Origin of the sequence: Ochrobactrum sp. 19YEA23 (assembly GCF_029909865.1) — a bacterium.
GTDB classification, from domain to species: Bacteria; Pseudomonadota; Alphaproteobacteria; order Rhizobiales; family Rhizobiaceae; genus Brucella; species Brucella gambitense.
In genome coordinates, this window is sequence record NZ_JASAMQ010000002.1 from 196,649 (window position 1) to 219,645 (window position 22,997).

A 22,997-nucleotide genomic window follows, 5' to 3' on the forward strand; every position below is an offset into this window, starting at 1 on the left:
AAAAGGGGACAATAGTGCCTGTTTCTTCGACTTCACTATCCGTCGAAGCGAGCGCTATCAGCGACGCTACCGACGAACAACTTCAACGCGGCGTACTCGGTACGTCGGCTATCGTCTTCATGGTGCTGGCCGTCAGCGCGCCGCTGGCTGTCGTCGTGGCGCTCATGCCGATAGCACTCGCCTTTGGCAATGGTTCAGGCGTGCCCGGCGCATGGCTTCTTGGAGGGGTCGCCATGCTTCTGTTTGCGGTGGGCTATGTTCGGCAGATTCCCTTCATCAAGAACGCCGGTGCCTTCTATGCCTATATCTCGGCGAGTGTCGGGCGAACCATAGGGTTGCCCGCTGCCTATATCGCCGCCGTTTCCTATCTTGCGCTCTGCCTGTCGACGCTTTCGGCACTTTCTTTCTTTTGCGGCGACCTCTTTGCGCTGATAACGGGGCTTCAGACCCCTTGGCTATTGTGGGCCGCAATAAGCATCGTCATCGTTTCGATACTCGCATACCACCGCATCACGCTGGTTGCGACGGTACTGTCGGTCGCCCTCCTAGCCGAAATCGCGATGATCATGCTGCTCAATATCGCCATCATATTTCAGAAAGGGTTACCGGCATTCAACCTCGGCGATTTTTCACCGTCGTCCGTCTTTGCCCCCGGTCTCGGTGTCGCGCTGATTTATGCCTTCAACAGCATGATCGGTTTCGAAAGCACAGCCATTTATCAGGAGGAAGCAAGCGACCGCAAAGTCACGATTCCGCGTGCAACTTACATCTCCGTCATCATTGCTGGCTTGCTCTACGCGTTGACCGCATGGTGCCTCTCGACCGCAATCGGCAGCCTCGAGGTTGCAAAGGTCGCGGAGGCCGATCCGGGCCATTTCGTTACTGCGCGAGCCAACGACTTCCTTGGTGCCTGGAGTGCGCATGCTTTCAGCGTTCTCGTGGTCACCAGCGCATTTGCCGCAGTTCTGGGCCTCTTCAATAACAGCGCCCGCTATATTTACGCTCTCGCCCGCGACGGCGTACTACCGCAGCGATTGGCCAAAACGCATCCGGTTTATAAATCCCCCCATGTTGCAGGACTGTTCCTGACACTGGTTCTCTCAGTTATTACTGCGGCTGCGGCACTCGCCGGTCTCGATCCACTTCTCAATATCTCGCCCATGTTCGTAGGTCTGGGCTCAGTCGGTCTTATGACCCTCCTGGCGCTGACTGCGCTCGGCATTCCGGTGTTTTTTGCCAAGCGCGGCACCTATGGGCTGACAACCACAGTAGCACCCGCGCTCGGCGGTATCGCGATTGCCGCAGCCACGTGGCTCGCAGTCACCAACTACGAAGCGCTGACAGGGATAGATTCTCCATTGGTCAACGCTTTGCCATGGGGTTTGGTTGTCGTTGCCATCGCAGGTTTTCTGCAGGCTCTTTGGCTACGTAACAAACGACCGCAAGCATATCAGAAGATCGGCGCGTCGCGCATCGAAGATGCAAGTTAACCCCTGAAGTTCTCAAGGGCAGCTGTTCCGTTGATGTATCCGCTCGATACAGCTTTCGGTGACCGCTGCCTAAATTCTTCATTGCTGCGGACGCTAAAAATGACACTTGAGTTAATCCTTGCATCCGGGATGCTTACAGGGCTGGCCAGCAGTCTGCATTGCGCTGGCCTCTGTGGCGGTATCGCCTCCATTTTTGTTACCACCTCTCAGCCCACTGGCATGTTCTCCACTAGTCAGCGACTGAATTTCCTCGTCAGGATGCAGTTGGGTCGTGCTGCAGTCTACGTCATGGCGGGAATGGTCGCAGGCAGCCTCGGCTATTACATCCAGAACTTGATGTTGCTGGCCGGCTTCCAGAATTTCCTCAGATATGTCGCAGCTTTTATGATTATTCTGACGGGGCTTTCAATCATCGGCTTCCTGCCGTCACCTTCAAAGCTCGAAGGCCGGTTCAGTTTATTCGCCATATTGCAAAAATCGGCGTTGAAACTGCAACCGCGCTCGCCCTTCCAGCTTGGCGCTGCACTGGGACTTGCACCCTGTGCAATGGTGCTCAATGCGCTACTCACCGCTGCTCTTTTCGGCGATATAGCTGCCGGTGCACTCTACATGTCCGGTTTTGCCGTTGTCGCATTACCTGGCGTTGTCATCTCGGGCTTTGGGATATCGAGTATGTCGAGCCTTGGCCTATCAGCCAAACGAAACCTCCGGCGGATGGTCGGCACCGCCCTCGTGGTAACCGGAGTGTTCTTCGCGACCATACCGGAAGCGTCGATTTCAGCTCTCTGCCTAGGATAGCCCAATTCAACCAGCGATGAGCGCCAGCACCCTAAGAGGGCTGCCCGAACCATGTTTGATCTTCAAAGGCGCGGCCATGATGACGGAACCTTTGGGCGGCAATTGGTCGAGATTTGCAAGACATTGCAAACCATAGCGACCCGCGCCATGAAGATAATGATGAGCAGGATAAGGCGGGCTGAAATATCCAGCCTGCCCCGCATCGGTGCCAATGGTCTCTGTGCCGAAGCCGATAATGTCTCGTTCCTCAACCAGCCAGCGCATAACCTCAACGTCCGGACCAGGCGTATGGGCACCATCATCGGCGAGATTGGCATAGTCACGGCCTGATTTTTTCGACCAGTCGGTCCGCAGCAACACCCAACTGCGCGGTGCTATACGACCGTGAATGGCCTCCCAGGATTCTATATCAGAAACTGTCAGAAGGTAATCTGGATCGAGTGCGGATTGCCTTGAACAATCGATAACGTTGGCAGACGCCACCATATGAGCAGTCGGCAGGGTATCGACAGTGTTTAACGGCAAGTCTTTGCCCGTAAACCAATGAATTGGAGCGTCGAAATGCGTGCCCGTATGTTCACCGAACGAAATATTGTTCCAGTACCAGCCCGGACCGCTGCCGTCATAACAGGATATGCGCTCAATTCGGAAAGGCGCGGACTGGCCAAGCTCCGGCGGCATGATGATGGTCGGGAATTCCGGGCTCAGCGTGTGTGTCAGGTCCACCAGTTGTAATTCACCACTGGCGATCTGAAGCGCCAGTGCTGCGAGAACGGAGTCGGGTGTGTGGGCGGTACTGCTCATAGACAGATCTCCCGTTCCAGTGCTTTCGGATTGGCGGCAAGCCGCTCGCGAACATCCTTCGCAATATCGCCGACATATATTTCTTCAAGGCCTCGTCGCAAACCGTCAAGGATGGCTTCGGCAAGTTGTATCGGAGCGACCTTTGGCGGCGGCACGGTTTGAAACCATTCCGTATCCAAAGGTCCCGCAAAAGCATTAAGCAGCTTGATGCCACCTGGTCTCAACTCTGCCCTGAGCCAGTGCGAAAGTGAGAGGCACGCAGCGTTCAGCACCGACAATGCGCCATATGTCGGCAGGTTGGCAAATGCATAGACAGAAAGTACATTCACCCAAGCCGTTGCCGAGTTTGCGCCATCAGCGCCTCGGCTTACCATGATCGGACCGAATGCTTGTGCCAGCCGCATCGAACCCGCCAGCATCACCTCCGCGCCCTCCATCAGCTTACGCACACTACTCGGATCAAAGAGTTGTGTTGGTCGCGTATGGGCTGCTGTATTGATTAGAATATCGATCTTCGCGCCGATATCGGCCGCTAGGTCGTTGATGGATTGCTCGGCTGTCACATCCAGCGGCACAATCTCCACGCCCTCGATTGCGCGCAGCTCATGCTCACCGGGAAACGGTTTCCACGGCTCCGAAACGCCGACGAAAACGCGAGCGGCACCCGCTCTGATCAGCGGTTGCGCCAGCGCCTGTCCAACAGGGTTGCGACCATCAGTGATCAGCACACGCCTGAATTTCGGATCAGCAGTCAATTCACGCCACGCAGGATCGTCAAGCATGTTGTCTTTTCCCTTCAGGGGGGATGCGAAGATTACAGGCTGCCCCGCTTTGTCGAGCCGTAGCGACAGCCGAACCTGCTCTCCCTCTACGCATTCGCCATGGAGGTTCGCGATGATCTGTGGACCGCAATCCGAGGTGACAATGCCTTGTCGCCAGGGTGTGCGCTCACGAAAATAGCTGTCGCTGGTAATGCGGATTGTCGTAGCGGAAACCAGTTTTCCGCCACTGGGCGCGTCGACGAATGTAAGCTTGTGCGACAAGCAGTTCGGGCAGGCATCTCGAGGCGGATAAGTAAACTGTCTGCACTCTTCGCAACATTGAAGAGCAAAACGGCCCTCGGCGGCGGCGCGCGTAAGGCCATGCGCCGTGCGGCTGCGAGCAGATGGCGGCAGAAGTGGCTGGCGCGTACGGGCAAGCGGATTTTTTCGCTTTGGTCGAGCAAGTGGTTCAGTCATGCGTTCCCTCCCGCGAAAATAACCGCACCAGATGAAAGCCCGCGGTCGTAATTGATCATTCCGAAGCCAGAGGCGAGACTGATACGGGCATTTTTGACCTGCGTCGCACCCGCTGCCCCCATTACCTGTCGCATGGCCTCCACAATGCCAAGATGACCGCCCGCCGCACCCGCCTGGCCGACGGAGAGTTGGCCGCCACTGGTGTTATGTGGGAACGAGCCGTCTATTTCGAATGTATGGCTGCGGACGAAATCGGGTCCCTCGCCCTTCTTGCAGAATCCCAGATCCTCGAACTGCATCATGGAGATGACAGGGTAATCGTCGTAGGTTTGCACCACATCGATATCGTTCGCAGTAACGGAAGCCATGGCGTAGAGATCGTCTATATCGCGCGCCCAGCCACCGCGATATTGCACCTCGTCGTCAGCATAAGCATGATGGCGCTCTATCGTCGAAAGAATATGGACAAATGGGAGGTTAAGGGGTTTCGCTGTTTCCTCACGCATTATCAAAAATGCTTCCGCGCCTGCGCAGGGCATTACACAATCGAAAAGGTGAATCGGGTCGGCAACCGGTCGCGCCGCCATATATTGCTCAAGGGTCAGTGGCTTTTTCATCAGCGCAAATGGATTGCGAAGTGCATTGGTCCGCTGGGCGACACAAAGCTTGCCGAAATCTTCCCGCTTAGCGTCAAAACGGTTCATGTAGTGCCGCGCAATGAGTGCAAAACTGGCATTGGCCCCGCCCGCCCCATAGGGATATGTCGCGTCCTGCGCAAAGCGCGAGAAATTGGCGAGTGTCTTGCGAAAACTATCGACATGGTTGGTATCGCCAGCAACACAGGCGACAATATCCGCATCTCCGGCCTGCACAGCCCGTGCTGCACGTCGAAGCGAGATAATGCCGGAAACGCCTCCCATTGGCACATGATCGAGCCAGCGGGGCGACAAGCCAAAATGTTGGGTCAACCCGATCGCCGTGTCGGGTGCAGTGGAAAAACTTGCCATCGCGAAGCCATCAAAGTCACGGTGACTAATACCTGCGTTTTTGGCCAATGCCCTTAATGCGCGGCCGATCCACCAATGTGCGCTCTGGATGGAAAATCGCTCGTAAGGCACGGTTACCGGCACCGCGGCGACAATTCCTTCATAAGACTTCCGTGCAAGTTGACCTGTCATCAGCCTTGCCCCATTTTGTGCCGAATACGTGCCTTGAGATCTCGTAGGTCTATTGCCGCGCCCAGACGCACCAATTCGGCCGCCATGGTTTTGATCTCGCCACGCTGCAGTTTTTGGGTGGAACTAAGCGGCAGCGAATTGATGAAGGCGACATAACCCGGCAACTTGTGATAGGCGAGCCGCTCGGCACTATCCCGGACAACCGCCTCAGCCAGCATGACGGGATCGTCACGGTCGGCGCCTTCCGCCCGCACGAAAAAGGCGAACACTTCTTCGCCTCGTAGTTCGTCGGGAACTGGCGTCACCGCTATTGCCTTGATAGCGGCATTGCCACCCAGTGCCGCTTCGACTTCAAGAACGGCAATGTTTTCACCGCTGCGACGGACAATACTTTTCTTGCGATCGAAGAAATAAAGCAGGTGTTCGTCATCCTCATAAACGACGTCACCTGTGTGAAACCAGCCACCGGCCCAAGCCTCCTCAGTCGCCTTTTCGTCCTTGAGATAGCCGGAGAAAAAGCCCTGGCGCGGATCGTTACCAGCCGCGCGCACGATCAGTTCGCCCGGTTTGCCACGCTCGACATCGCAATCCAGATCATCAACAATCCGGTACTCCATGCCTGCCCGTGCGCGACCGATGCAACGCAAGCCAGGTGTATAAGCGTCGCGCGCCGTGCCGGTACAAGCCCGCCCGCCCGTCTCGGTCATCGCCCACGCCTCGATGATCGGAATGCGATAGCGCTCCTCGAATTCGATTTTGTGCTGAGCATCCACGCCCGGCCCCAGTGAAAACTTGACCCTGTGGTCGCGGTCAAAGGATGTTTCGGGAAGCCTGAGCAAAATCGCAGGAATAACACCAAGGCAATGAATGATAGTTGCACCCGATTCGCTGACCGACTGCCACCAGCGGCTGGCGTGAAAGCGATCCAGCGGCACGATGGCGCCCCCTGACACGATCATGCCGAGTGCCGTGCAGCCGAGTGCATTCATGTGGAACATTGGCAGTGGCGTAAGCGCTATTTCACGGTTTGATATGATTTCACCGATACCGCCCTGGGTGACATACCAGTCGGCGAGCGTCATAAAATAGGTGTTGGAAAGAATACAGCCCTTCGGCTTTCCGGTGCTGCCGGATGTAAAAAGCAGTGCGCATTCGTCGTCTCCGTTCCCCTTGAGCTTTCCGGTGACTGAAGTCGCAACAGGAAGGATACCACCTGCTTCAACCACGCGAATATACTCGCTTTCGAAGCCTGACAATGCCGGCGCTTGGAAGGAGTAAGTGACGATCAGATCCGCATCGGCAATTTCGAGTTGATAATCGAGTTCTGCTGGGCGAAGGTCCGGATTGATCGGTACAATTGAGACACCGATGCCATTGAGTGCCAGCCAGTGGCTGAAAAATTCCGGTCGGTTTTCAAGGAGCAGCGCAACCCGGTGACCTGCGCCATATCCAGCCGCAGTAAAGCGTGCCATGACCTCCCTAACCTCAGCATATACTTCGCCATATGTCTTTCGAAACCCGCCTGGCGCATAAGCGAGACCGGCACTTGCCGGTGCGATCAACATCGGTGCGTCGGGTTGAGCTTTGGCTTGGGTTTCGAAAGCGAGAAAAGGCGAATGCATGAAAAGGTCCTCATGCCACTGCGGCATTATTGGTTTGTCGCATAGGAAAAGTTTTCCAAGGAATAGTGGGGTGAGGCTTGAAGGGTCCAATATAATCGCTTGCCATAACAAATCGCATATTGTTATCAATCATCATGGATCTGAGACAAATTCGATATTTCATAGCGGTGGCGGAAGACGAGCATTACGGGCGCGCATCGGAACGCATCCATATCGCCCAACCCGCGCTCAGCCGCCAAGTCCAGCTGCTCGAAGCAGAACTCGGGGTGACGTTATTTGATCGTTTGCCGCGCGGTGTGAGACTTTCGGCGGCGGGGCGCACATTTCGGGATCATTGCCGTGAAATCCTTGTGGACCTCAGTCATGCTGTCAGTGAGGCACAATCGGTCGCTCGCGGCGAGTCTGGCATGCTGAAGCTTGGCTTTATCGAAGTCGCCGCATGGAGCGGCATCATTCCTGAAACGATCATGGAGTTCCGAAGCACCAGTCCGGGAGTTAGTCTGGTGCTGAGTGCGATGACAAGTCTCGACCAAATCGAAGCCATATATGATGGCAGGATCGATGCGGGATTTCTCTATAATCCGCCTGCCGATCCCCTCCTGACCATAAAACCTATAACGCGCCATTCGGTGTTGCTCGCAGTGCCCGTCAACTCGGAATTTGCAGGCCGGAAATCGGTAAATGTGTCTGAACTGGCGGGTCAACGGATGATCCAGTTTCATCGTCGCGAAAGTCCTGCCTACTATGACGAAATGCACCGCGGTCTTTTCCAGGCTGGCATCGCGGTAGATGTCGTGCATGAAGCCGAGAACGAGGCGGAAATGCTGGCGCTTGTCACAACCGGCCTTGGAAATGCGCTCGTCAACGAATGCCAGAAATGGCGCAAGCCTCTCGGCGTGCAGCTGCTACCTGTAGATGGATTGGATGTGGGACTCAATCTCGCTTTGGTCTATGGTTCCAGCCAGTCTGTCCCGGCCCTCACGAGGTTTCTTTCTCTGTTGGAACACTAGACATCCAGAACAAACAAAGCCGGCGAGACCTGACCGCGATAGCATTATGCGATCAATCTCCTGCCTCGATACTATTGGACCTTCAGGGGCTTCCAATGGTCAATTTCGTCATCAGCGACGAAAAGACGATCGATCAAGATCGCTAAAAGGGAACTGACATGACCGGAAGGCGTCATTGCCAATCCGAACTGGGAGTGAATTGAAATGCTTTCGTTGATAGAACGAGCTGGCGGAGCAGCCATGCGTATTCCAGCAGGTACATTATTGATTGCTGGCAAATGGCAGAACCCTGCCGATGGCCGCACTATCCCTGTTTATGATCCTGCAACAGAAGAGAAGATCGCTGATATAGCGGCTGCCTCGGCGGTCGACGTCGACCACGCCGTGCAAGCCGCTCACCGTACCTTCGAGAGCGCACTCTGGCAAAAGATGCGCCCGCTGGATCGCGGCAGATTGCTTGAAAAGCTAGCGCTATTGGTTGACCGTGACGCAGAAGAATTGGCACGCCTTGAAACGCTGGACAACGGCAAGCCTTATCTGGTTTCAAAGAACATTGACCTGAAATTCTCGGTGGATGCACTGCGCTACTACGCGGGATGGGCCTCGAAGATCAACGGCGAATATATCACGCTCTCGCCTTTTTTCGACGATGGAGGCACCTATCGCGCCTACACTGAACGCCGGCCTGTAGGTGTCGTGGGTGGCATCACGCCCTGGAATTTCCCACTTGGTCAGGCAATTCAGAAGATCGCGCCAGCTATAGCCTTCGGTTGTACAATTGTATTGAAGCCCTCGGAAGAGGCCTCTCTGACAACGCTTCGACTGGGTGAACTGATCCTCGAAGCGGGCATTCCCGACGGTGCGATCAACATCGTTACCGGCTATGGGCATGAAGCGGGTCAGGCTATCGTGGACCATGAACTCGTGCGCAAGATCGCATTTACGGGCTCGACGGCTACGGGCCAACGCATTCTTCAATCCTCAGCGCGCCAGATGAAACGCGTGACGCTTGAACTTGGCGGCAAGTCTCCAACAATCATATTGGCCGATGCGGATTTAGATAAAGCAATACCCGGCGCGGCGAATGCGATTTTCCCCAACTCGGGACAGGTTTGTACCGCCGGTTCCCGGCTCTTTATCGACGCCTCGATTTTTGATGACGTGACTAAAGGGGTGGCACAGATCGCCAAGGAGTTGCGACTTGGCAGCGGTTTTGATCCGTCGACTCAACTTGGCCCGTTGATCTCTGCCCGCCAGATGGAACGTGTCTCATCACTGGTCGCGGGTGGCATCGAAGACGGCGCAGAACCTTTGTGCGGTGCGAGCCGCGCCGACACAACGGGCTACTTTTACCAGCCGACCGTATTGACTAAAGGCCGCCGCGACATGCGAATTGCCCGTGAGGAAGTGTTCGGCCCCGTTGTGATGGCAATGCCCATAGAAGATCCACGCCAGATCAAAGCGCTGGCCAACGATACCGAATTCGGACTTGGTGCCAGTATCTGGACCAAAGATATCAATAAGGCCCATCTGTTGGCCAGCCAGCTCGACGCGGGCACGGTCTGGATCAATACGCACAACATTCTCGATACGGCCATGCCTTTCGGCGGCACCAAGCTCTCGGGACTTGGCCGTGAATTCGGCACCGAAGTGGTCCATGCCTATACCGAACCGCGCGCTGTTTGCATGCGACTGGAATCGCCCGACTTCGACTGAACAAAGACTTGAGCACATTGCTGAGCGATCTGAACCGGGACAAAGCGTTCCGGTAACGGGATGAGTTTGGCCGCAGACAGACTGGTCTTCAAAGCTTGTTTGCCGGTCCCAGGGAGAAGTGCAATGCAGGATCAGCTTGATGCGCTCGTAAAAGAAGTCACGGACAAGGTGATTGCATGGCGACGACACATACACGCCAACCCAGAGCTCTCCTTTCAGGAGCACGATACCGGGGAATTCATCGTCAAGACGTTGCGGTCCTTCGGCAACATCGAAATCTCTCGCCCATCAGGCACGAGCGTAGTCGGACGGTTGGTGGGCGAATTGCCCGGCCCGACGATAGCGATACGCGCCGATTTCGATGCATTGCCCATCACTGAAGATACAGGCCTGTCCTTTGCATCCCGAAATCCCGGTGTCATGCATGCCTGTGGTCATGACGGGCACACGGCTATTCTGTTGGGCTCGGCCGCCGTGCTGTCGCAGCTCAGTAACAGGATAGGCGGTGAAATCCGCTTCCTGTTCGAAAATGGTGAAGAAACACCGCCCGGCGGAGCTGCGGGGATGATAGCCAATGGGGTGATGAAGGGCGTGGACAGGGTGATCGGCCTGCATCTCTGGTCACCCTACGAGATCGGCGTAGTGCAGGTGAACGCCCGGCACGTGATGGCTGCTTGTGACGTCTTCAAGGTCACCGTCAAAGGCAAGGGTGGCCATATCGGTGCTCCCCATGCCGCCGTCGATCCTATCTCGATCGCAGCACAAATCATCACCAACCTGCAGTACCTGGTCGCTCGGGAGATTGATCCGCTACATTCCGCGGTAGTGGGTGTTACTGAATTCCATTCCGGTCGATCTGTCGGCGTCATTCCAGCGACTGCAACGATCAGCGGCGGCACCAACACCTTCGATCCCGGCATTCGCGACCTGATCGAGCACCGCATCGGCGAGATCGCCACCGGCATCAGTGCAACACACGGCGCGGCTTGTGACTACGAATATACTCGGATCTACGACAGTGTGGTCAACGACCCGCAAACTGCATCTATTGTCTCGGCTGTCGCCACCACACTTTTTGGCTCCAGGCAGGTCAGCGAACTGCCGCCAATCATGCCCGGAGAAGATTTTTCTGCCTTCGGACATAAGGCGCCATCCTGCTTCGTGTTGTTGGGCGCCGGTAATACTGCCAAAGGCATCACCGCACCGCATCACGATGCCGCTTTCGACTTCGACGAGGACGCACTTGCCATGGGTGTTCGACTATTCGTCCATTCCGCTTTCGCCCTCCTTGAACGGACTGCCGACGCCAAAGCCACCGCCTGAAATCGAACAATGCCGTAACAACAGAGGTTCCGAATGAATGCGCTTAGTAACGATTTAAATCTTCTCGGAGCCGAAAGTCGCGCGTTTCTGCGTCAGGAACATGGTCTTCGCATCGGCGGGCGAACTGTTGCCGCCTCCGGTGGGAAAACCTTTCCAATGGTCGACCCAAGTTCCGGTGACACGGTCGGATATGTGCCAGAAGCTACGGCCGAAGACGTAAACGCGGCAGTCGGTGCCGCCCGCCACGCGCTGGAAAATGGTCCATGGTCGCGCATGCGACCTCATGAACGAGCACTTGCCATGTCGAGGCTGGCCGATCTGATCGAACAGAACAGCCGTGAACTTTCAGAACTGGAAACCATTAACAGCGGCCGGTTGATCGCCAACACCCGTCTCTTCGACGTCGAATTTTCTGCTCATACCCTACGTTACATGTCGGGCTGGGCAACCAAGATTGAGGGGCGCACGGTCGATATTTCAGCGCCCTACATGCCGCAGGGCGAATTCTTCGCCTTTACCCAGCGCGAGCCCATCGGGACTGTCGCGGGCATTACGCCCTGGAATGTTCCTCTCTGTCAGGCGGTGTGGAAAATCGCTCCCGCCCTAGCCGCTGGTTGCACGATTGTCCTCAAGCCTGCTGAGCCCACACCGCTGACTGCGCTTCGCCTTGCCGATCTTGCGCTTGAGGCCGGCATCCCCGAAGGGGTTCTCAATGTGGTCACCGGTTCCGGCGCCGACACGGGAGCCGCGCTTGTGAGACATCCGGGTATCGATAAAATCTCCTTCACCGGCTCGACCGCGACTGGCAAGCTGATTGCGTCACACGCGGCAGCGACCTTCAAAAAGTACAATCTGGAACTTGGTGGCAAATCACCGGTCGTCATCATGGCTGATGCCGATCTGGAAAAAGCCATCCCCGGTGCCGCCTGGGCAATCTTCGGCAATCATGGTCAAAATTGTTGTGCCGGATCAAGGCTCTATGTGCATGAAGCAGTTTTCGAAAAGGTGCTCGAAGGGGTAGCGGAGATTGCTCGCTCTATCCGGCTTGGCCCTGGTCTCGATCCAAAAAGCCAGATGGGGCCTCTGGTCAATCGCGCGCAACAGGAACGCGTGCTCAGCTACATCGAAACCGGCAAACGCGAGGGCGCATCTGTACTGATCGGTGGCGAAGCCGTCGATCATGCGGGCAGCTATGTTAAACCGACAGTGTTGGTGAACATAAACCAGCATATGCGCGTGGTACGAGAGGAAATTTTCGGTCCGGTTCTTGTAGCGTCAAGATTCACCGACGAAGCCGAGGCTCTCAGGCTGGCCAATGATTCCGAATATGGGCTCGGTGCCAGTATCTGGACACATGACATCAGTCGCGTGCACCGGTTCATCCGCGGTTTCAAAGCTGGCAACATCTGGGTCAATGTCCATAACATACTCGATATGGCACTGCCCTTTGGCGGCACCAAGAATTCGGGTGTCGGACACGATTTGGGCGAGCAATCGGTACTCGACCATACCCGTATCAAAGCTGCGGTGGTTTCGCTCTAAATGTCATCAAATTCAATGGACGCCTCAGCGCGCGATATCGCCGTTCAGCCATTCATCGACGGAATTGTGGAGCGGTTCGGACCGAAGCAGCGCACCCTGCCGCAAATCTTGATCCACCAGGCGGAACGCTACCGCGACAGGCGGCTTGCTGTATTCGGCAACACAGTCTGGACCTACAATTACGCCCACGATATCGCCGGACGCGCTGGCGCACTACTGGTATCCGCCGGTATCGTTGCAGGCGACCGGGTGGCAATTTTCTGTTCCAACCGATCTGAATTCCTGGCAGTCTTTCTAGGCTGCGCCTGGATCGGAGCGATCATGGTGCCAATCAACACAGCCTCGCGTGGGAGCCAGTTGCAGCATGTCCTCGTAAACTGTCGCGCGCGATTGCTTGTCGTCGAGGCCGCTTTCGCCACAGTATTCGATGACCTTTCCGAGGCCTTAGATGGCGTGGAGACAATCTGGACGATTGGCGGCGCAGTAGAGTTGGTGGGGGAAAAGCCCGCGCGCACCCTGCCTGAGTTCCCTGATCCAATCTCTCCACATGCGGTAAAACCGGGGGACACCTGTGCCATTCTTTATACGTCCGGCACCACTGGCCCGGCCAAGGGAGTTTGCTGCCCACAGGCCCAGTTCTTTTGGTGGGGCGTGGGGACCGCACGCGGCTTGGGAATACGCGAAGACGACGTGCTGCTGACAACACTGCCACTTTTCCATACCAATGCGCTCAATTGTTTCTGGCAGGCGTTACTCACGGGTTCGACCTATGTGCTGGAGCCGAAATTCTCCGCCTCCGGCTACTGGAAAGCAGTGGAGCATCACAAGGCCACAATCGGTTATTTTCTTGGTGCCATGGCCGCTATACTTCTCTCACGCCCGCCCGAAGATTCTGATATCCAACATTCAATGCTCACGGCTCTCGGCGGCGGCGTGCCTGAGCGGTTTCACAAACCGTTTTTAGAACGGTTCGGCGTACCGCTCCTTGACGCCTATGGCTCAACCGAAACCAATTTTGTTTTCTCTAGCGACATTCCCCCGGCAAAGCCAGGTACTATGGGCTATCTCTGCCCGGGCTTTGACGCGCGCATTGTTGATGAAGATGACGTGGATGTCCCCGAAGGCGAACCAGGTGAGCTTCTTCTTCGGGCCGATGAGCCTTTCGCCTTTGCAACGGGCTATTTCGGCATGCAGGATAAGACCGTGGAGGCATGGCGCAACCTCTGGTTCCACACCGGAGATCGCGTTGCCCGCGATCCTGATGGCAACTATCGTTTTATCGATCGGATGAAAGACGCAATTCGTCGTCGCGGCGAGAATATCTCGTCATGGGAGGTAGAGCAGGTGCTTCTGTCACACCCAGCGATTTCGTCTTGCGCCGTCTATGCAGTTCCTTCTGACTTTGGAGAAGATGAGGTGATGGCGGCGATCCTGCCGGAACCCGGGAACCGGATCGATCCGGTCGATATCATGGATTTCTGCAGTAGCAGACTTGCCTATTTCGCTGTTCCACGCTTCATCGATATCGTAAGCCAACTGCCGCTGACCGAAAATGGCAAGATTCGCAAAGCGTTACTCAGGCAGACTGGTATCACATCAACTGCCTGGGACCGAGAAGCCGCAGGCTATATGCTCAAGCGCTGAAGATAAGTCATGACGAGGGATGACATGCACTATATGGGGCTTATCGAAACGAGTGACTTGATTGCTCGTGGCGAAATATCCTCTATTGAGGTGACACAGCACCAAATCGCCCGTTGTGAGGCGCTTTCACATCTCAAGGCCTTCATAACCGAGACCCCGGAACTTGCACTCCGACAGGCTGCCGCTGCTGACCGGGATATTGCTAACGGTCGACGCAAAGGCCTAATGCACGGCGTACCAATCGCGCTCAAGGATCTCTATGATCTTCGGGTTACGCCCACGACGGCGGGATTGCCACTGCGACGCAACGCCAGAGCGGTTGCGAATTCTACAGTCACCAGGCGCTTGATTGATGCCGGGGCAGTTATCCTTGGCAAAACCAATCTTACCGAAGGCGCTTATGCGGAGCATCGCGAACCTTATGGCACCCCGGTCAACCCATGGAACTCTGACCGTTGGTGCGGTGCTTCCTCCAGCGGAAGTGCGGTGGGGTAGCATCAGGCTTGTTCTACGCCGGGTTGAGCACAGAAACCGGCGGATCGATCAGGATCCCATCCGCCATGAATGGAGTGACCGGCCTGAAACCAAGTTGGGGGCGTGTGAGCCGTGCTGGCATATATGAACTAGCCGGATCGCTCGATCATGCCGGACCGATCACGCGTAATGTAGTTGATGCAGCTGCTATCCTCGGTGTTATTTCAGGTCACGATCCTGCCGATCTTACTTCTTCACGACAGCCTGTACCAAACTACCTTGCTGGGATCACCGATTCCATCAAAGGTCTGCGCATCGGCTTTGACATGACATTCTCATCCTTGGGGACGGATGCGGAGCATATCCAGGCGCTCCAGACCGCCGCAGATGTGTTGCGCGAGCTCGGCGCCAAACTGGTCGAAATAAAGGTGCCAGATACGTCGCAGATCATCTGGGATTGGTTCGATATCTGCGCGGTCCAGAATGCACTTGTGCATGGCAAAGTGTTCGACGAAGCGCCCTATGCCATAGGTCAGTCCTTGCGTGAACTGGTGGCACGAGGCCGCGCGCTTAAAGGTACAGACTATCAGAAAGTCATCAGCCGTCGTGACATCTTCCGAAGTGAGTTCGACGCAGTTTTTGCAAAAGTCGATCTTGTGATTTCACCAGCAATGGCGTTTTCTGCACCCACACTTTCCATGGTGCAGAACTTTACGGACGATCTGATTTCAGGCATTCACCGTTTCACCTGTCCCTTTACGATGTCGGGCCACCCAGTATTATCAATGCCCGGCGGCTCTCATAGCGATGGCATGCCAATCAACATTCAACTGATCGGGCCCCCATTTGGAGAAGATATATTGCTCCGGGCGGGGCACGCTTTTCAGCTGGCATCAGCCTGGCATAATCGTCACCCATTAACGTTAGAGAACTGAATTATGCCGGAAAGGCGCTAAATCATCGGCTAATCGAACAAAAATTCGATATACCTTATGCAAGTCGGGATTATCGCGCATTGTTACGCGAGACATATACGGGAACATTCATAAACCAGATTGCCAGTCAACAACGGGTCTTCGCAGCCATCCGGTGTTCAATACCGTGCTTGTTGAACGTGGCATCCCTCTTAAAGAGTGCTGTACAGGTATTGCGCGGTAAACAGATCGAGATGCCCGCCGCCAACATTTTTGTAGACGGTGATCTGGCGGTCGTCGCTGCGGCCTGGATGTTTTCCCTGACATAGCTCAATCAGATCAGCTTCGATTTGCTCATGGTTGATAAGTCCTGTAGCGAGCGGAATTCCGAGTTCACCCGAACCATCACAGCAATGGCGCGTATCGACAAATACCCGTCCGGCGCGACGGAACACGTCATCATCGGCTTCACGCATGTCTGGCATATAGGCACCGATCAGATCAACATGAGCGCCCTCTTTGAGGAGTTTTCCCTTAACCAGCGGACTGGTCGACATGGTGACACACGATATCACGTCCGCCTTCGAGACTGTGTTATCGAGATCCTCCACGGCAACGATGTTGACGCCAGCAATGTCAATTCGGCTGGCAAGTTTTTCCGCCCTGTCGAAGTTGCGGTTCCAGATAAAGACTTGATTGATCGACGGTCGGCTGGCGCAATGAGCCTGCACCACATGGGGCGCTAGCCCCCCGGCACCAACCACCAGCAAGGCACGGGCGTCCTTGCGCGCCAGCAGGCTGGCGCCAAGTGCCGAATCTGCCGCCGTCTTCTTGAAGGTCTCAATGGCGCCGTCGCAGACCATCAGTGCTTCGCCGGTCTGACCGCTGAACAGCGTTACCGTGCCCTGGATCGAAGGTTGGGCCACGGGAAGTTTGACATTCGCAGGGAAAACGCCGACCAGCTTGACGGCAACGGCCTCGCCTTCGAGCCACGCTACCAGGGATACGAACTGGTTGTCAGCACTTTGCCGGTCCTGCAGTACGGTAGTGTCGCATTGCGGTCGTTTGCCGCTCGCGTGCGCTTGACGCAAGGCTTCGATCAATCCCGGATAATCGAGCGCAGCATCGGTTTGATGTGCATTGAGAGTTATCATCATTCGTTCCTGTCAGGCCACGCGCGTCAGAAAACTTTTGGTACGCGGATGTTGTGGATTGCCCATCACCTTTTTAGGCGGGCCGGATTCAACAATCACGCCGCCATCCATGAAAATCAGATGGTCGGCGACTTCGCGAGCGAAGTTCATTTCATGCGTGACGACAATCATGGTCACGCCATCTTTGGCCAACTGGCGCATCACCGCCAGAACCTCCCCGACCAGTTCCGGATCAAGAGCTGATGTGGGTTCATCAAAAAGCATCAGCCGAGGCTGCATCGCCAATGAACGGGCGATCGCCACGCGTTGCTGCTGCCCACCGGAGAGCTGGTCGGGATAATAATTGGCGCGCTCGGTAAGGCCGACTTTTTCCAGAAGCTTCATCGCCGCAGTGGTGGCCGACTGGCGACCTATCTTGCGTACGATCATGGGCGCCTCAATGATGTTTTCCACCACGGTCTTATGGGGGAAGAGATGGAAGCCCTGGAACACCATGCCCATTTTCTGGCGCTGGCGTGCCAGTTCGTTGAAGGACATCGTATAAAGCCGCTCACCCTGCCAACGCATGCCGATCGGCTCGCCTTCCAGCAACACGGCACCGGAATCCGGCACTTCGAGATAGTTCAGGCAGCGCAGCAATGTGCTTTTGCCGGAGCCGGATGGGCCGACAATGCAGGTCACGTCCCCCTTTTCCACCGTCATGTCGATGCCGTCGAGCACCCGGTGATTGCCAAAAGATTTGGTCAGTCTTTCCACCTGCAGCAGTGGCAAGCTCGCGGACGTTTCATTCATTTTTGATATCCAAGCGCAAATTTGAAGGGCAGCAGTCTGGACAGGAATGACGCGGGACGGGTGATCTGCCGGGATTTCAGGCGTTTCTCGATATGGTGTTCGATGATGGTCAGGCCGGTTGACAGGATGAGATACCAGATCGTAGCCACGATCAGCAGCGGAATGGTCTGATATGTGCGCGAATAAATCATTTGCGCCGAATAGAGCAGATCGGGCAAGGCAAGCACGCTGACCAGCGACGTGAATTTCAGCATTGAAATGGTGTCATTGCCGATCGGCGGAATGATAATACGGATTGCCTGCGGCAGCACGATGCGCTTCATGATCTGAAACCGCGTCATGCCAAGTGTCGCGGCGGCCTCGGTCTGGCCCGGATTGATCGCCTGGATGCCAGCGCGGATGGTTTCGGCGGCATAGGCGCTTTCTGTAAAGGACAGGCCAAGCAGTGCTGCACTCATCGGCGTGATCAGCGTGTTCATGTCCCAGGACCACAAGGTCGGCCCGAACGGAATGCCAATGGTCAGATTGGGAACCAGAAGCGCCAGATTGTACCAGAAAATCAGCTGGACCAAAGGCGGAACGCCGCGAAAGAACCATATCCACAGCCAGCTTGCCCATTGCAGCACCGGATTGGCCGAAAGGCGCATCACGGCCAGTATGATGCCGATTGCAAAACCGAAGATCATTGCGGAAAAAGTCAGGAACAGCGTACGCGCCAAGCCAGCGAGAATGTCGGGATGAAACATGTAGCGCACAACAATGTTCCATTGCAGGTTCTCATTGGTCGCCAGCATATTGACAAAACTCAATGCGATCAGAATGAGCACGGCGCCGGTGATCCATCGAGACGGATGGCGCACGGGTATCGGTTTGACACTATGTATATCCGGCCGGTGCGCGACCGTCTTTGCTGTTCTTGCCATGATTTACTCCAGACTACCGTATCATGTTTAGCGAAATTCGTATTCGAACTCACCAAACCTGCCGGCCCGTGTTCCGGGCCGGCCCTTGCGTCATGGACCGCGGCTGTATTCGCACCGCCGCCCGCTGATGGGCGTTCTCCTTCAATCGGCCCTGACTATTTTGGCTCCGGATTGTCCTTAGTGACCAGAACCGCCTTTTCCAGGGTGCCGGCGCCATCAACGCCCCACTTTGCCATGATTTCCTTGTAGGAGCCGTCATCGATCATGGACTGGATGGCATCGCGGAAAACTGGCCCAAGCGCATCACCCTTGCGCACGCCAATGCCGTTGAAGACCGGATTGCTGACCAGTTCAGATACGCTGAAGCGCCCCGTAATCTTGGCCATATAGTGCATTTTTGCCGATCCGGCCGCCACCATCTCAACACGCCCCGAGGACACAGCCAGTTCGGCGGCGTTCTGGGTGGTGAATTGCTGCAGGTTAATCGGCTTCTCACCGGCGGATTCGCACAATTCCGCGCTCTTTTCCTTCAGATATTGGTAGTCCCAGGCACCTGTCATCACTGCAACGCTATGGCCGCACAGATCTTTTTCCGACTTGATGGAAAAGTCCTTGCCTTTCAAGAAGGCATAGGCGGTGCCTTCCTTGCGCTGAGGAATGAAATCAAGCGAATCAAGCCGTTCCGGCGTCACACCGAAGGAAGAAAATCCGGCGTCAAAACGCTTGCTGGCCAGGCCCGGAATGATGGCGTCGAAACTGGTTGCGGTAAATTCGAATGGCACGCCAATGCGTTCCGACATGGCTTTGGCCATGTCGATGCTCCAGCCTTTCAGGACGCCGTCTTCGACAAACTCGTCCGGTGGCCAGTCATTGAAGGCAGCAATCTTGACGCCCTTCCTGTAATTCTCCGGCACAGCGTCCTGTAGTGCCTTGATCGGTGCGGCATGCAGCGAGGTGACGCTGGCGGCCGTGGCCAGCGCGGCCAGCGCTACCATCATGCGCCGGGATGCGGTTTTGCGACGATTGGTCATTTATCTCCCCTTTGATTGGAATTTTATCCCCGTGCGAGGCTCGTCTTCTACTTGCGTTGCTGATAATGATATGCGAACGTTCTCACAATATAGCCATTGATTGATCGCATCCGTCAAGTTGAAAGTTGAGATCAGGCCCATCTTCGCCTATGAAACGGTACAGGTATTGAGCAGCGTGAAACTGCTTGGAAGGAACGCGCAGACATGAGTGAACGACGCGCCGACAAGACGACCATTGCCGATGTGGCGCGCCTGGCCGGCGTCAGCACCGCGACCGCCGGACGTGTATTGGGCGGCTATGGCTATACCAGCGAAGAAATCCGCGACAAGGTGAAGAAATCCGCTGATATGCTGAGCTATCGCCCCAATCTGCTGGCACGCAGTCTTATCACCGGGCGCAGCAAGACCATAGGCGTTGTCGCGGGCGACATGCAAAGCCCGTTTTACGCCAGTATTCTGCGCGGTATTTCCGATGTGGTTCGTGCGCGCGGCTTTGGCCTGATCGTCACCAACAGCGATGAATCGATTGATCGTGAGCTGGAGGCAGTGGATCTTCTGCGCGAAAAGCAGGCCGACGGCATCATCATTGCGCCCTGTGATATTCTCAAGGCGCAGCACTTGCACGATGTCGTTGCCAGCGGCTGTCCGGTGGTTCAGATCGATCGCCGCGTGAAGGGATTGAAGGCGGATTCGGTGACCGTCAATGGCCGCCAGGCCGCCCACGCCGCAGTGACCCAAATGATTCTCGACGGCCATAGTCGGATTGGCGTACTGGCGGAACTCGAGCATGGCCGCTACAAGAATCTCAACGCATTTCTTCACGACCGCCAGCACAAGAAAATCGATATTTCATCGCTTTATCCGAGCTGGCAGCGTCTGCTCGGCTATATTGAAGCGCATGAGGAAGCCGGGATCGCCTTTGATCCGAGCCTCGTTGCCCAGGTGGGCAGCTATTCGATCGATATTGCCCGCCAGCACGCCATCGCGTTGCTGACCCGGGAAACCCCGCCTTCAGCGCTGTTTACCACCGATGGATTGATGTCAGCCGGCGCCATGCTGGCAATCAGCGAACTCGATATTTCCATTCCGCAGCAACTGTCCGTGGTCTGCTTCGACGATCTGGACTGGATGTCGTTCTTTACCCCTAAACTGACGGCAATCCGGCAGCCACTGCTCGAGGTTGGCGAAGCCGCGGCTCGTCTGGTCCTGGAGCGGCTCGATAGCGCCGATCGGGCGCAGCAGGATATCGTGCTGCATGCCGAATGGCAGCCCCGCTGTTCGCTCGCCCGCCATCCCGGTTGATCTAGCCGGTCTTAACCTCTAAAAGACACGCGCAGCGAGCTCAATCCTGCAACTCGGCTATAGGCTCGCCGAGATCAATCGGCGCGGCATGACCTGTACCACCATATTGGCCACATGTCGCCGCAGCAACGCGTGACGCCGCCTGTAGCAATGTTGCGGGCGCCTCGCCTTTCACCAGGCCATAAAGGGTGCGGGCGATGAAACTGTCACCAGCGCCTAAAGTGTCAACCGCCACAATCGGCGTTGCTTCGGCATGGAAAACCCCTTGCGCACCGGCAAGAACTGCGCCCTTGGTGCCGCGGGTGATCAGCACCCAATCCGCGCCGCTCTCGCGCAGGCAGGCAATGGTCGCCGTAACCTCGTCCGGCGAAAGCTCACCGCCCGAAACAGCGGCCAGAAAGCATTTCGGGCCGATGCGTCGATAGTGTTCCACGTCGCGACGGGTGGAGAAATCATAGGATAGACGTTGCGGCGCAATGGCATCCAGCCAGCCGTCAAGGCCGCTCGACTGACCGATATGGACGGCATCGAACCGGCGCGCAAACTGAATATCGGCGGCGCTCGGCTCAAACATCGACACTCCGAGATCAAAGCGGATGAAATAGCGATCATTGTTACCGCGATGACCAATGATGCAATAGGCCGTCTTGCCTGTGGCCTCCATGCGCAGATGCGAAGTATCGACGTCCTCGTCGCGCAGTGCGGCCTGAATGACCCTTCCGGCCGCATCTGCGGCAACTACGCCGATATAGGCCGCCTCGGCCCCAAAACGGCTCATATGGATAGCGACATTGACACAGTTACCGCCCGGAAACATTTCCCGACGCGAAATGTAACAATCGACGACATTATCGCCCATCGCCGCGATTTTGATCATTCTTATTTTCCCAATTGACAAGATGTGAGAACGTTCGCACACTAAAGTAGAACTGTCAACGTATCGCGGGATTGGTACCGGGAAATGTTGCACTGGACCGGAACGGCCGCCGATCGGCGCAGCCAGGCTCTTCAAGACGCTGAAAAGAGGAATAGAATGCCCAAACAACTTCCTACCGATATTGCTGAAACCTTGAATGCGCTTGCGCAGCGGGATTTTTCGCATGTGTTTCTGGTTGCCTGCGGCGGATCGCTGTCAATCATGCATCCGGGCAAGTATTTTCTGGATCGCCATTCGGAACTGCTGACCTCTGATGTCTATAATGGCGACGAGTTCGTCACACGCGACCCGCGTCGCCTCAACAGCGACGCCATTGTCATTCTGTGCTCCCAGACGGGCACCACCAAGGAAACGGTGCGTGCGGCAGAACATGCCCGTCGCCGGGGCGCCAGCGTGATCTCCCTGACGCTGGATCCGCAATCGCCGCTCGCCGCCGCCGCCGACCACGTGCTGCAATACCAGGCATCCTACACCACCGGCATTCCGATCGATGGCGCCGACAGCAATTACAGCGTGCTTTACATGTTGCTGGCGGGCATTGTCGATTTACGGGACAAGACCAGCCTGCTGCCCAAGCTGCTGGAAAGCCTGCCGGCACTGCAACCGGCCATTGAACGCGGTCAGCAGCATTTTGATGAAACCTTTACCAGATATGCAGAGCGCTATGGCCGCGAAAAAGTCGTGTACACCATGGCTAGCGGTCCGGTTTATGGCGCAGCCTATTCATTCTCCATCTGCGTGCTCATGGAAATGCTGTGGATCAACTCGCAAGCTATCCATGCCAATGAGTTCTTCCATGGCCCATTCGAAGTCGTCGATAAAAATGCCTGCTTCGTCGTCATGATTGGGCTCGATGAAACGCGTGCGCTGGCGGAGCGTGGCCGGGATTTCCTGTACCGTTTCGGCGAGCCGGACAATATGTTGGTGCTGGATGCAGCGAAACTCGATCTCGCTGACATAGATGACACTTTCAAGGAATATTTCGTGCCGTTGATTTTCTTCGATGCGCTTTGGAAGTTTGCCTACAAACTGGCGGCGAAGCGTGAGCAGGTCATGCTGGATGGTCGCCGCTACATGAAAAAGATCACCGATTACTAAGCAGCAT

General features: G+C 56.0%; 20 protein-coding genes. 11 read left to right on the top strand and 9 right to left on the bottom strand.

What is annotated here, in order from left to right; translation table 11 throughout:
- The first annotated feature begins 14 nt into the window (after positions 1–14).
- Together QBD01_RS07540 and QBD01_RS07545 are read left to right on the top strand one after the other, a co-directional pair.
- On the top strand, positions 15–1,490 hold the full coding sequence (locus QBD01_RS07540) for an APC family permease (RefSeq protein WP_280992289.1): 1,476 nt from the start codon (positions 15–17) through the stop codon (positions 1,488–1,490).
- 33 nt (positions 1,491–1,523) lie between these two features.
- Positions 1,524–2,288 (top strand): sulfite exporter TauE/SafE family protein, encoded by a 765-nt coding sequence (locus QBD01_RS07545; RefSeq protein ID WP_280992290.1) that lies wholly within the window; start codon positions 1,524–1,526, stop codon positions 2,286–2,288.
- Between the two features lie 6 nt (positions 2,289–2,294).
- On the opposite strand, the gene QBD01_RS07550 is transcribed toward QBD01_RS07545, so the two are convergent.
- Genes QBD01_RS07550 through QBD01_RS07565 form a run of 4 tightly spaced genes read right to left on the bottom strand, consistent with a single transcriptional unit; the run spans position 2,295 to position 7,157 of the window.
- Complete coding sequence (locus tag QBD01_RS07550) at positions 2,295–3,092, bottom strand: cyclase family protein (RefSeq protein ID WP_280992291.1); 798 nt, start codon at positions 3,090–3,092, stop codon at positions 2,295–2,297.
- A complete protein-coding gene (locus QBD01_RS07555) occupies positions 3,089–4,330 on the bottom strand; it encodes an SDR family oxidoreductase (RefSeq protein WP_280992292.1) in 1,242 nt (413 codons plus the stop codon). The genes QBD01_RS07550 and QBD01_RS07555 overlap by 4 nt, the downstream gene beginning before the upstream one ends.
- Positions 4,327–5,508: a thiolase family protein gene (locus tag QBD01_RS07560; protein ID WP_280992293.1), complete on the bottom strand. Its 1,182-nt coding sequence runs from the start codon at positions 5,506–5,508 to the stop codon at positions 4,327–4,329. The genes QBD01_RS07555 and QBD01_RS07560 overlap by 4 nt, the downstream gene beginning before the upstream one ends.
- A complete protein-coding gene (locus QBD01_RS07565) occupies positions 5,508–7,157 on the bottom strand; it encodes an AMP-binding protein (protein ID WP_392391333.1) in 1,650 nt (549 codons plus the stop codon). The genes QBD01_RS07560 and QBD01_RS07565 overlap by 1 nt, the downstream gene beginning before the upstream one ends.
- A gap of 92 nt (positions 7,158–7,249) precedes the next feature.
- On the opposite strand from QBD01_RS07565, the gene QBD01_RS07570 reads away from it, so the two are divergent.
- The 7 genes from QBD01_RS07570 to QBD01_RS07600 all read left to right on the top strand — a co-directional run bounded on the left by QBD01_RS07570 (position 7,250) and on the right by QBD01_RS07600 (position 15,774).
- Positions 7,250–8,140, top strand: a complete 891-nt coding sequence (locus QBD01_RS07570) for a LysR substrate-binding domain-containing protein (protein WP_280992295.1) — start codon at positions 7,250–7,252, stop codon at positions 8,138–8,140.
- A 240-nt stretch (positions 8,141–8,380) separates the two neighbouring features.
- On the top strand, positions 8,381–9,856 hold the full coding sequence (locus QBD01_RS07575; protein ID WP_280992296.1) for an aldehyde dehydrogenase family protein: 1,476 nt from the start codon (positions 8,381–8,383) through the stop codon (positions 9,854–9,856).
- Between the two features lie 123 nt (positions 9,857–9,979).
- Positions 9,980–11,179 carry an amidohydrolase gene (locus QBD01_RS07580; protein ID WP_280992297.1) on the top strand — a complete coding sequence of 400 codons (1,200 nt, stop codon included), beginning with the start codon at positions 9,980–9,982 and terminating at the stop codon, positions 11,177–11,179.
- A 33-nt stretch (positions 11,180–11,212) separates the two neighbouring features.
- Positions 11,213–12,721 carry an aldehyde dehydrogenase family protein gene (locus tag QBD01_RS07585; protein ID WP_280992298.1) on the top strand — a complete coding sequence of 503 codons (1,509 nt, stop codon included), beginning with the start codon at positions 11,213–11,215 and terminating at the stop codon, positions 12,719–12,721.
- Positions 12,722–12,736: 15 nt separating this feature from the next.
- Complete coding sequence (locus tag QBD01_RS07590) at positions 12,737–14,365, top strand: ATP-dependent acyl-CoA ligase (RefSeq protein WP_280992508.1); 1,629 nt, start codon at positions 12,737–12,739, stop codon at positions 14,363–14,365.
- A gap of 9 nt (positions 14,366–14,374) precedes the next feature.
- Positions 14,375–14,860, top strand: coding sequence for an amidase (locus QBD01_RS07595; RefSeq protein WP_280992299.1), 486 nt, complete (start codon positions 14,375–14,377; stop codon positions 14,858–14,860).
- Entirely contained in the window at positions 14,824–15,774 is a 951-nt protein-coding gene (locus tag QBD01_RS07600; protein WP_280992509.1) for an amidase, read from the top strand. The genes QBD01_RS07595 and QBD01_RS07600 overlap by 37 nt, the downstream gene beginning before the upstream one ends.
- A 191-nt stretch (positions 15,775–15,965) precedes the next feature.
- Here the strand turns inward: QBD01_RS07600 and QBD01_RS07605 are convergent, their stop codons facing one another.
- From QBD01_RS07605 to QBD01_RS07620, 4 genes are all read right to left on the bottom strand, one after another.
- On the bottom strand, positions 15,966–16,910 hold the full coding sequence (locus QBD01_RS07605) for an ornithine cyclodeaminase (protein WP_280992300.1): 945 nt from the start codon (positions 16,908–16,910) through the stop codon (positions 15,966–15,968).
- A gap of 9 nt (positions 16,911–16,919) precedes the next feature.
- Complete coding sequence (locus tag QBD01_RS07610; protein WP_280992301.1) at positions 16,920–17,699, bottom strand: amino acid ABC transporter ATP-binding protein; 780 nt, start codon at positions 17,697–17,699, stop codon at positions 16,920–16,922.
- Positions 17,696–18,622 carry an amino acid ABC transporter permease gene (locus tag QBD01_RS07615; protein ID WP_280992302.1) on the bottom strand — a complete coding sequence of 309 codons (927 nt, stop codon included), beginning with the start codon at positions 18,620–18,622 and terminating at the stop codon, positions 17,696–17,698. Before QBD01_RS07615 ends, QBD01_RS07610 begins: the two co-directional genes overlap by 4 nt.
- Positions 18,623–18,777: 155 nt before the next feature.
- Positions 18,778–19,653 carry an ABC transporter substrate-binding protein gene (locus tag QBD01_RS07620; protein WP_280992303.1) on the bottom strand — a complete coding sequence of 292 codons (876 nt, stop codon included), beginning with the start codon at positions 19,651–19,653 and terminating at the stop codon, positions 18,778–18,780.
- A gap of 204 nt (positions 19,654–19,857) precedes the next feature.
- On the opposite strand from QBD01_RS07620, the gene QBD01_RS07625 reads away from it, so the two are divergent.
- Positions 19,858–20,955 (top strand): LacI family DNA-binding transcriptional regulator, encoded by a 1,098-nt coding sequence (locus tag QBD01_RS07625; RefSeq protein ID WP_280992304.1) that lies wholly within the window; start codon positions 19,858–19,860, stop codon positions 20,953–20,955.
- Positions 20,956–20,995: 40 nt separating this feature from the next.
- On the opposite strand, the gene QBD01_RS07630 is transcribed toward QBD01_RS07625, so the two are convergent.
- On the bottom strand, positions 20,996–22,057 hold the full coding sequence (locus tag QBD01_RS07630) for a PfkB family carbohydrate kinase (RefSeq protein ID WP_280992305.1): 1,062 nt from the start codon (positions 22,055–22,057) through the stop codon (positions 20,996–20,998).
- Between QBD01_RS07630 and QBD01_RS07635 the strand changes: the two genes are divergently transcribed.
- Complete coding sequence (locus tag QBD01_RS07635) at positions 21,989–22,990, top strand: SIS domain-containing protein (RefSeq protein ID WP_280992306.1); 1,002 nt, start codon at positions 21,989–21,991, stop codon at positions 22,988–22,990. The genes QBD01_RS07630 and QBD01_RS07635 overlap by 69 nt on opposite strands.
- Positions 22,991–22,997: the final 7 nt, after the last annotated feature.